Genomic DNA, 10,981 nt, shown 5'->3' with positions numbered 1-10,981 from the left:
GCCGCGCTCGGTCGACTATCACGTCGCCATGTGGGCGATCGCGAAGACCGGCGCCACGTTCGTTCCGGTCGATCTGCGCTATCCCACCGAGCGGATCGCACACATGGTGAGCGATTCCGGGGTCGAGTTCGGGATCACGCTCGCCACCGCACGCGCGGCGCTGCCCGATGATGTGCGCTGGCTGATGCTCGACGATCCGCGCACGGCGGAGGAGATCACGGCGCGGGCCAGCGATGCGGTGACGGACGCCGATCGCGGACGTGCTCTGCGCATCGAGGACGCCGCGTACCTGATCTACACCTCCGGGTCGACGGGAACGCCCAAGGGCGTCGTGGTCACGCATGCCGGGCTGGCGAACTTCGCGGCCGAGCAGACCGATCGCTACCGGGTGGACGGCACGTCCCGGGTGTTGCAGGTGGCGGCGCCCGCGTTCGACGCGGTGCTGCTCGAAGCGTTGATGGCACACGCGGCCTGCGCGGCGTTGGTCGTGTCGCCACCGGAGGTGTTCGGTGGGCCGGATCTGGCCGAGCTGATCCGGACACATGAGGTGTCGCACGCGTTCCTGACGCCGAGTGTGCTGGCCACGATGACGCCCGCCGGTCTGGAATCGGTGCGGATGCTCGCGGTGGGCGGCGAGATGGTGCCCGCCGAGCTGATCGCCACCTGGGCGCCAGGACGGCGGTTGCACAACATCTACGGCCCGACCGAGACGACGATCGTGATCACGATGAGCGACCCGGTGCGGCCGGGCGATCCGATCGCGATCGGCGGCCCGATCCGCGGCGCGGAGGCCTTGGTGCTGGACGCGCGTTTGCGCCCGGTACCGGTGGGAGTCGCCGGGGAGCTGTACCTTTCGGGTGCCCAGCTGGCGCGCGGATACCTCCACCGCGGCGCGGTCACGGCCGGTGCGTTCGTCGCGAATCCCTACGGCAGGCCGGGCGCGCGGATGTACCGCACCGGCGACATCGTCCGCTGGACGGCGCGGCGCACGCTCGAATACGTCGGCCGCAGCGACTTCCAGATCAAGATCCGTGGCCAGCGCATCGAACTCGGTGAGATCGACGCGGCGCTGCTCACGCATCCGGCGGTGGCCGCGGCGGTGACCGTCAGCCGGACCGGGCCGGGCGGACACCCGGCGCTGGCCGCGTACATCGTGACCGAAGCCGGAACGGTCGCCGATCCGGAGACCGTGCTGGACCATGTCGCGGCGGTGTTGCCCGCGCACATGGTGCCGTCGGTGCTCACCGTGCTCGATCGCATGCCGATCACCTCGACCGGCAAAGTGGACCGGAAAGCATTGCCGGAGCCGGTGTTCCGAGTCGAAGGAGACGACGCGGAGGCGGCGTCCACCGATCTGGAACGCACTGTCGCGGCCGCGTTCGCGGACGTTCTCGGCGTCGAGTCGGTCGGTGTCACCACGTCGTTCTTCGCCCTCGGTGGCGATTCGATCCTGTCGATCCAGCTGGCTTCCCGGTTGAAGTCGGCCGGTGTGGTCGTGACGGCGCGCGACATCTTCGAGCAGAAGACCGTCCGTGGCCTGGCACGGGTCGCCGCGGCCGCCGAACGCACCTCGCTCGCGGAGCTGCCGGGTGGTGGCGTCGGCGAGATCCCGTTCACCCCGGTGGTCTCCTGGTTCACCGAGCGCCTCGGCGCCGCCCCTCGGTTCGCTCAGTCGATGCTGGTGCGCTTGCCGCGCGACGCGCGAGTCGAGGACGTGACCGCGACGGTGCGGGCCGTGCTGCGACAGCACGACATGTTGCGCGCACGGCTGCGCGAACACTGCTTGGAGGTGCCGCGGGCAAACGCCGCCGACGCCGCGGGCGCGATGCTGACTCGCACGTTCGGCGTGCACGAGACGCCGGGGAGCGAAGGTTTCACCGCCGTGGTGGAAGCGGCGCTGGCCGAGGCGTCGGACCGACTCGACCCGGCTGCCGGCCGGATGATGCAGGTCGTGTGCCTGCTGCCCGAATCGGGCGTCGACGCCGAGGCGCGGGCGCTGGTGGTCGTCCATCACCTGGCGGTCGACGGTGTGTCCTGGCGGATCCTGATTCCGGACTTCGCGACCGCCTGGCAGCAGGTCACGCAGGGGCGAACGGTGGAATTGCCCGCGCAGGGAACGTCCATGCGCCGGTGGGCGCACGCGCTGGCCGACGCCGCGGCGGCGCGCGCCGAGGAGTTCGAACTGTGGCAGCGGATGGCCGCGGCGCCGGATCCACTGCTCGGCCGCGCGGTGCTCGATCCCGCCGTCGACACCCAGTCGACCGTGCGGCAGCTGACGGTGTCCCTCCCGGCGGAGGTCACTTCGGCATTGCTCGACGCGGTGCCGAAGGCCGCGCACGGCTCCGTCGACGACGCGTTGCTGGCCGGCTTGGCGGTGGCGACGACACGCTGGCGCAGTCGGCGCGGAGTCGCGCACGCGGGTATGAAAGTCCTGCTGGAGGGGCATGGCCGCGCCGAACAGATCGCCGAGGGAGCGGATGTCTCCCGCACGGTGGGCTGGTTCACCGACACCTACCCGGTGGCGCTCGACCTGAGCGGGGTCGATACGGACGATCCGCGTGCCGCGGTGAAGTCCGTGAAAGATCAACTGCGCGAGATCCCGGACAAGGGCATCGGCTACGGCCTGCTGCGCTACCTGCACGCCGACACCCGCGACCGGCTCGCGGCACTGCCGGAGCCGCAGATCGGATTCAACAATCTCGGCCGGGTCGGCGTCGATCTCACGACACTGTCGGACCTCGCGTGGATTCCGACCGACGAGCCGTTCGACCGGTGGGCGGCCTTCGATCCCGACATGCCCGCGGCGGCGGCCGTCACGATCGACGTGCACATCGCCGACACCACGGCGGGACCGTGCCTGTCGGCGCGGATCGGGTACGCGTCCCGGCTGTTCGAGCGCGACGAGGTGGCCGAGCTCGCCGAGGAATGGGTCGGCGCGGTGACCGCGATCGCCACCGCGGCCCGCGCGAACGAGGACTGGGGCCTCTCACCCGCCGACGTTCCGCTCGTCGAGGTGACGCAGTCCGATCTGGACACGTTCGCCGACCGCTACGGAGCGCTCGGCGATGTCTGGTCGCTGGCGCCGCTGCAGGCGGGTCTGCTGTTCCACGCCGAGCTCGCCGCTGGTGACCTCGATGTCTACACGGCGCAATCGACGCTCGTCCTCGCCGGTGCGATCGACGAGGATCGGCTCGAGCGCTCCGCGGTGGCCTTGCTGGAACGTCATCCGAATCTGCGAGCGGCCTTCGTCCGAACGGCCGATGGCATTCCGGCGCAGGTGATCCCGGCGGCCGCGGCTGTGCGCTTGCGGCGGGTCGCGCTGCGCGACGGCACGACACCGGAGGAGCTGATCGCGGCGGAGCGAGCGATCCCGTTCGATCCCGCCGATCCTCCGCTGCTGCGGTTGCTGCTCATCGCGGTGGCGCCGCAGGACTTCCGGCTGGTGCTGACGGCGCACCATCTGCTGCTGGACGGCTGGTCGTTGCCCTTGCTGTGGCGGGAGTTGATCGGGCTCTACGCGGTCGGCGCGCGAGCGGAGTTGCTGCCCGCCGCGACGTCGTACCGCGGTTACCTGGAATGGCTGGACCGGCGCGAGCCGTCGACCGGAATCGAGGTGTGGCGCGAGGTCCTGCGCGATTTCACCGAACCGACGGTGGTCGCCGACGCGCGGACGCACACGACGGTCGGCATCCCGGTCGACCTGCCCGTGGTGCTGGATCGCGCCGTCACCGCGGAACTGGTGGAGTTCGCTCGGGCACGGGCGGTGACCATGGCGACGATCGTGCAGTTCGCCTGGGCGGTGGTCCTGGGCAACCTGCTCGGCACCGAGCGCGTGGTGTTCGGTAGCACGGTGTCGGGACGTCCGGCCGACCTGCCGGACGTGGAGTCGATGATCGGCCTGTTCATCAACACGATCCCGGTCGCGGTGCACCTTCCGCGGGCCGCGACCATCGAGGACGCGCTGCGGCGGTTGCAGGCCGACAACACCCGCCTGCTGGATCATCACAACGTCGAACTGTCCCGGATCCTGTCGGACACGGGCGCCGCCCAACTGTTCGACACGCTGGTCGTCTTCGAGTCGTACCCGGTCGACAGCAGTGGCCTGGGGGACGCGGACATCGACGGCATGCGCGTGGTCGCTGTGGACGGAAGCGATGCCGCGCACTACCCGATCACAGTGCAGGCGCACCAGACCGATCGGCTGCACGTCATGATCCGCTACCAGCAGGACCGCGTGGACGACCTGACGGCGGCCGGGCTGGCCGCCCGTCTGGAGACCGTGCTGCGCGCCATCACGATCGATCCGGGGGCGCGGCTGGGCGCGGTCGACCTGCTGACCGCGGGCGAGCGCCGTGACCTGGTCCCCGCCACGGGCGGGCTCGCCGCATCGCCTCGTGTGCTGGCGGAGCTGCTGTCCGCCGGTGCGGCGCTGGATCCCGCAGCGACGGCGATCATTTCGACCGAGCACTCGATGTCGTACGCCGAGTTGGACGCCTGGTCGAACCAGGTCGCGCGCGAGCTGATCGACTGGGGAGTCGGCCCCGGCGACCAAGTGGCGTTGGCGATGCCTCGATCGGTGGAACTCGTGGTCGGCATGTGGGCGGTCGCCAAGACCGGCGCCGCGTTCCTCCCCGTGGATCCACGCAACCCCGCCGAACGCGTCCGGCACATGGTCGCCGACTCCGAGGTGCGGGTCGCGGTCACGGTCGAGGCATCGCGAGAGCTGGTCTCCGGCCCCGTCCGGCGGCTGGTACTCGACGATCCGCGGACCCGTACGGCGATCGGGGCGCGGTCGTCGGCCGCGGTTTCCGACACGGATCGGACCAGGACGCCACACGTCCGCGACACCGCGTACGTGCTGTACACCTCGGGCTCGACCGGGACGCCGAAGGGCGTCGCGGTCACCAACGAGGGACTGGCCAACTTCGCGGCCGTGCAGCGTGAGCGCTTCGGCGTGGACAGCCGGTCGCGGGTACTGCACGCGACCGCTCCCGGTTTCGACGTCGTCGTCCTCGATCTGCTGCTGGCCCACTGCAACGGCGCGGCGCTCGTGGTGGCGCCGCCGGAGGTGTTCGGCGGCCCCGAACTGGCGGACTTCATTCGGCGGCAGCGGGTCTCGCACGCCTTCATGACACCGAGCGTGCTGTCGACGATGTCTCCTGCGGGGTTGGACTCCCTGCGGGTGCTGGTTGCCGGTGGCGAGGCCGTGACGCCGGAGATCGTCACGCAGTGGTCGCCGGGCCGGCGACTGCTGAACGGATACGGTCCGACCGAGACGACGATTCTCGCCGCGATCGGTGGTCCGCTGTCTCCCGACGCCGCCGTCACGATCGGTGGACCGATCAGCGGCGTCGAGGCCGTCGTGTTGGATGCCTGGCTGCGGCCGGTGCCGGTGGGCGTGGTCGGTGAGTTGTATCTGGCCGGTGTGCAACTGGCCCGCGGCTACGTCAACCGCCCGGTTTCGACGTCGAGCGCGTTCGTCGCGAATCCGTTCGGCGCGCCGGGTTCACGCATGTACCGCACCGGCGACCTGGCCCGCTGGACACCGGAGCACACCGTCGAATACCTCGGCCGCAGCGACTTCCAAGTCAAGATCCGCGGGCAGCGGATCGAGCTCGGTGAGATCGAGGCCGTGCTCGCCGCGCAAGCCGGTGTCCAGAAGGCGGTCGTCGTGTCGCGCGAGGACGAGCGCGGCGTCGGCAGGCTCGTCGGCTATCTGGTCGGCGCCGAGAACGTGGATCCAGAGGAAATCAGGGCCGCCGCGCGGCTGCGGCTGCCCGCGCACATGGTGCCCGACACTTGCACGGTGCTCGCCGAATTCCCGCTCACCAGAACCGGGAAGCTCGACCGCCTCGCACTTCCCGCACCGCGGTTCTCGGCGGCGCGGACCTGGACCGCGCCGGGCACGGAGACCGAACGGCAAGTCGCGGAAGTCTTCGGGCACGTCCTGGACATCGACCGGGTCGGGGCGGGCGACAGCTTCTTCGACCTCGGCGGCAACTCGTTGTCGGCGACGCGGGTGACCGCTCGCTTGGGCACCGCGCTCGGCGTGCGCGTCGGCGTGCGCGACCTGTTCGAAGCACCGACGGTCACCGAACTCGCCGCCCGCCTGGACGCCTCCGAGCGGACGGCCCGGCTGTCGCTGGTACCGCGCACCCGTCCCGAGCTGGTGCCGTTGTCGCCGGCGCAGCAGCGAATGTGGTTCCTCAACCAGCTCGACACCTCCGTGGGCGCGTACAACATCCCGTTGGTGATCCGGCTGAAAGGCGAACTCGACCTCGACGCCTTGCGGCGCGCGTGCGAGCTGGTGATCGATCGGCACGAGTCGTTGCGGACCAGATTCCCCATGACCGACGGGACACCGCACCAGGTCGCGGTTCCCGTCGAGGAGGTCGCGACCGGGCTGACCGCCGTTCCCGTCGAGGCGCAGCGGCTGATGGAACAAGTGCTCGCCACCGTCTCGGCGAGCTTCGACGTGACGCAGGCGCCCCCGCTGCGCATGGCGTTGTTCCGGCTCGGCGAGCACGAGCACGTTCTGGTCATCGCCGTGCACCACATCTGCGCCGACGGACAGTCCATGCTGCCGCTCGCGCGGGACGTGGCGGTGGCCTACCAGGCGAGCAGGCAAGGGACGCAGCCGTCCTGGTCCGCTCTCACGGTGCAGTACGCGGACTACACGCTGTGGCAGCGCGACGTACTCGGTGACGAGCGCGACCCCGGTTCGGTCATGTCCCGGCAGCTGCGCTTCTGGAAGGAGGCCCTCGGCGGGCTGCCCGAACTGCTCGAACTGCCCACCGACCTGCCGCGCCCACCGGTGGCTTCCATGCGCGGCCGGACGGTCGATTTCGAGATCTCCGCCGCGTTGCAGGAACGAATCGGCGTGGTCGCGCGCGCGGCGAACGCGACGGTCTTCATGGTCGTGCACGCGGCGCTGACCGTCCTGCTGTCGCGGGCGGCCCGTACCACCGATGTCGCGGTGGGCACTCCGGTGGCAGGACGTGGGGAGCGCGAACTCGACGATCTCATCGGCATGTTCGTCAACACCCTCGTGCTGCGGTCACAGGTGTCGTCGCGTCAGTCGTTCGCCGACCTGCTCGCGGCGACGCGGGAAACCGATCTGGCCGCGTTCGCCCATGCCGACGTGCCCTTCGAGCAGGTGGTGGAGGCGATCAATCCGCCGCGGTCCACGGCCCATCTGCCGCTGTACCAGGTGACGCTCGATGTGCAGAACCTGAGTGGGGCCACGGTGGAACTGCCGGGGCTCACCGTCGAGCCGGTCGAGAACGGCTTCGAACCCGCGCAGGCCGACCTGAACCTCAATCTGGTCGAACGGTCCGGCGCGCAGGGACAGGCGGACGGCATCCGAGGACGCCTGACCTACGCCACCGACCTCTTCGTCGAGGACACGATGACGCGGTTCGCCGCGGCCTTCGTGCGGATCCTGGAGCAGGTGACCGCGAATCCGGAGATCGCCGTCGGTGACATCGACCTGGTGGGCCCGGCGCAGTGCAGGGAGTTGCTCGACGCGGCCGGTGGCGCCGGGGTCGCGGTGCCGGACACCACCCTCGCGGAACTGTTCGCCGCCCAGGCCGCGGCGCGGCCGGACGCGGTCGCGGTGACCGACGGCGCTTCCCGGCTGACCTACGCGGAACTCGATCGGCGCTCCGCCGCGGTGGCCGCTCGACTGACACAGCGGGGAGTGGGTCCGGAATCGTTGGTGGCCGTGGCGTTGCCGCGCTCGGTGGATCTGATCGTGGGCCTGCTCGGCGTCGTGCGCGCGGGTGCCGGATATCTGCCGCTGGACGTGGCGTATCCGCCCGAACGGTTGCGATTCATGCTCGACGATGCGCGTCCCGCGGCGGTTCTGACTTCGGCGGGCATGTCCGCGGCGGTTCCCGAGTGCGCCGCGCCGGTGCTGCTCGTCGAGGAATGCGCGAACGACGACGCGGGCGCCGCGGATCCGGTGGTATCGGGAGCGCGACCGGGCAACGTCGCCTACGTGATCTACACGTCGGGTTCGACGGGCCGCCCGAAGGGCGTGACGGTGGGCCACCGGGAAGCGGTCACCCTGTTCACCAACGCGGCCGAGCGGTTCGACCTCGGACCCGACGACGTGTGGACGATGTTCCATTCCTATGCCTTCGATTTCGCGGTGTGGGAGATCTGGGGCGCGCTGCTGTCGGGTGGCAAGGTGGTCGTGGTCGACTACGACACATCCCGGTCGCCGGAGGCGTTCGTGGAGGTCGTGGCGCGGGAGGGCGTGACGGTGTTGAGCCAGACGCCTTCGGCTTTCTACGGATTCGCCGACGCCGAGCGTCGCTATCGGGAATCGGGTTGTCCGGCAGGTGATCTCGCATTGCGCTATGTCGTCTTCGGTGGCGAAGCGCTGGACGCGTCCCGGTTGCACGACTGGTTCGCCGCGCACGCGGCGGGAACGCCACGGCTGATCAACATGTACGGCATCACCGAGACGACCGTGCACGTGACGTTCTCCGAGGTCACGCAGCCGAGCCCGGCCGGGATCGGGGTGCCGCTGCCCGGATTGCGGGTGTACGTCCTCGACGACCGGCTGCGTCCGGCGCCGATCGGCGTCGCCGGAGAGATCTACGTGGCCGGTGGCCAGCTCTCCCGTGGGTATCTGGGGGCCCCGGCACTGACCGCGGGCCGATTCGTGGCGGATCCCTTCGCCGCCGACGGCACCCGGCTCTATCGATCCGGGGACGTCGGCCGCTGGCGGAAGTCCGCGAGCGGGCTGGAGTTGGCGTACGCGGGCCGCGCCGACGCGCAGGTGCAGGTGCGCGGCTTCCGCATCGAGCTCGGCGAGGTGGAGTCGGCGCTGCTGCGCCACCCGCTCGTCACCCAGGCCGCGGTCGCGGTGCACCGGCACGAGCGCGAGGTGGATCAGCTGATCGGCTACGTCGTCGGCGTCGACGGCGAGCGGATCGATCCGGCCGAGGTCCGCGAGACCGCCGCCCAGGTGCTGACCGGCTACATGGTGCCCGCGACGATCATGGTGCTGCCCGCGCTGCCGTTGACGGTCAACGGCAAGCTCGACCGGAAAGCCCTGCCGGATCCGGAGTTCCAGGAGTCGGCGATCGCGTACGTGGCGCCACGCACCCATACGGAGAAAGTGATCAGCGACGTCTACGCGCAGGTCCTGGGCGTAGCGCGGGTCGGGGCATCGGACGGATTCTTCGATCTCGGCGGCAACTCGCTGCTGGCCACCATGGTGGTGACCGAGTTGCGCGGCCGGGGCGTGACGATCCAGTTGCCGTGGATGTTCGACGACGCGACGCCGCAGGCGCTGGCGGCCAGGGCCGACGGCGCGGCGGGCGGCTCGGGGCTGCAGGTACTGCTTCCGCTGCGGGCGCACGGTCCGAAGCCCGCGGTGTTCGCCGTGCATCCCGCGGGTGGGCTGGCATGGTTCTACGGCGGAGTGGTCGAACATCTGCACAAGGACCGGCCGGTCTACGGCTTGCAGGATCCCCATGTGGTGGCGGGCGAACCCGGGGCGCATTCCGTCGACGAACTCGCGGAACGCTATGTGGCCGAGATCCGCCGGGTGCAGCCGAGCGGGCCGTATCACCTGCTGGGATGGTCGCTGGGCGGTGCGATCGCGCATGCCGTCGCGGTCCGGCTCCAGCGAGCGGGACAGCAGGTCGGCATGCTGGCCATGATGGACAGTGCCGTCGGCGACTCCGAGGCGCTGGCCGCGGCGACGAGCACGACGGCGGACGACCCCGCTCCCGGCGAACTGATGGCCGACCTGCTCGGTGGCTGGCGTGAGCTGTTCGACCTCGGCGCCGAGGTGACCGCGCAGACCCGCGAGCAGGCCTGGGCGGTGATCCGCGATCAGGTGACCGCCACCGGGATGTTCACCGCCGAACAGGTCGACCGGGTGATGGACAGTTTCGAGACCGCGAGCGGCATCGCCCGGGAATACCGGCCCGGGGTCTTCGACGGCGACCTGGTCTTCTTCACCGCGGGCAAAGACCGCGCGGACCACGACGCCGTCGTGCGGACGTGGCGGCCGTTCATCACCGGCGACCTGCACAACACCGTCGTCGACGCACGACATCTCGAGTTGACCCACCCGCACGCACTGGCCGTCATCGGCCCGATCCTCGAAAGGTTCTCGAGCGCATGCTGAAGGCTCTCGATCGACTCCAGCAACTCCGGCTCGAGGACGGCAGGACGGTCGCCTGCACCGGTCCGGCCGAGGCGCGGATGTTGTGGGGCGAGATGTCGACCGACGGCTTCTATCGGCTAGCGGCCGCGCTACTGCGGCCAGGGGACCTCGTACTCGACATCGGCGCGAACATCGGCCTGAGCGCGATGATGTTCGCCGACACCTGTCCCGGGGTCCGGGTGATCGCCGCCGAGCCGGCCCCGGCGACCTTCGACTGCCTGCAGCGCAATATGGCCGCTCATGTGCCCGACGGCGTCCCGTTGCAGGTCGCGGTCGGGGCGGCGCCCGGCAGCGCGCCGTTCACCTGGTACCCACGGGCGTCGGCGAATTCGGGTCTGTACGCCGACCGCGAAGCCGACGACAGAGCCACCGAGATCTATCTGCGCAACAGCGGCCTGAACGACGAGGCGATCGCGCTCATCACCGCCGGGCTGCACGAGGGTGAGCGAATGGACGTCGAGGTCACCACGGTGTCCCGGATACTCGACCAGCACGGTCACCACGCGGAGGTCGGCCTGCTGAAGGTCGATGTCGAGCGAGCGGAACTCGATGTGCTGCGCGGCATAGCCGACGCGGACTGGCTCCATATCCGTGCCGTCGTCGCCGAGGTGCACGATCGGGACGATCGCTTGGTGCAGTGCTGCGAATTGTTGACCAGGCACGGCCTGTCCGTGCGGACGCGCCAGGACCCGAGCCTGGCCGGAACCGAACTGTACGAGATCTACGCCGTCCGGTCGGACACCGTCTGACGGTCCGGCGCCGTGCTGCACCGGCACGGGAACAGCCTGCGGA

2 protein-coding genes are annotated in these 10,981 nt (G+C 70.3%); both read left to right on the top strand.

What is annotated here, in order from left to right; all coding sequences use genetic code 11:
• On the top strand, window positions 1-10,150 hold a 10,150-nt coding region (locus ON21_RS25300; RefSeq protein WP_157170962.1), incomplete at its 5' end, for a non-ribosomal peptide synthetase.
• Window positions 10,144-10,938 carry an FkbM family methyltransferase gene (locus ON21_RS25295; protein ID WP_039801567.1) on the top strand — a complete coding sequence of 265 codons (795 nt, stop codon included), beginning with the start codon at window positions 10,144-10,146 and terminating at the stop codon, window positions 10,936-10,938. The genes ON21_RS25300 and ON21_RS25295, both read left to right, overlap by 7 nt.
• Window positions 10,939-10,981: the final 43 nt, after the last annotated feature.

It is taken from the genome of Nocardia araoensis NBRC 100135, from assembly GCF_000308435.1.
GTDB classification, from domain to species: Bacteria; Actinomycetota; Actinomycetes; order Mycobacteriales; family Mycobacteriaceae; genus Nocardia; species Nocardia araoensis.
Note: the sequence above shows the minus strand (reverse complement) of the source record. Positions and strands in the feature narration are given on the sequence as shown.

Excerpts from the sequence above, each read along its gene's own strand:
- ON21_RS25295 (WP_039801567.1), top strand. The coding sequence starts at position 10,144 with ATGCTGAAGGCTCTCGATCGACTCCAGCAACTCCGGCTCGAGGACGGC.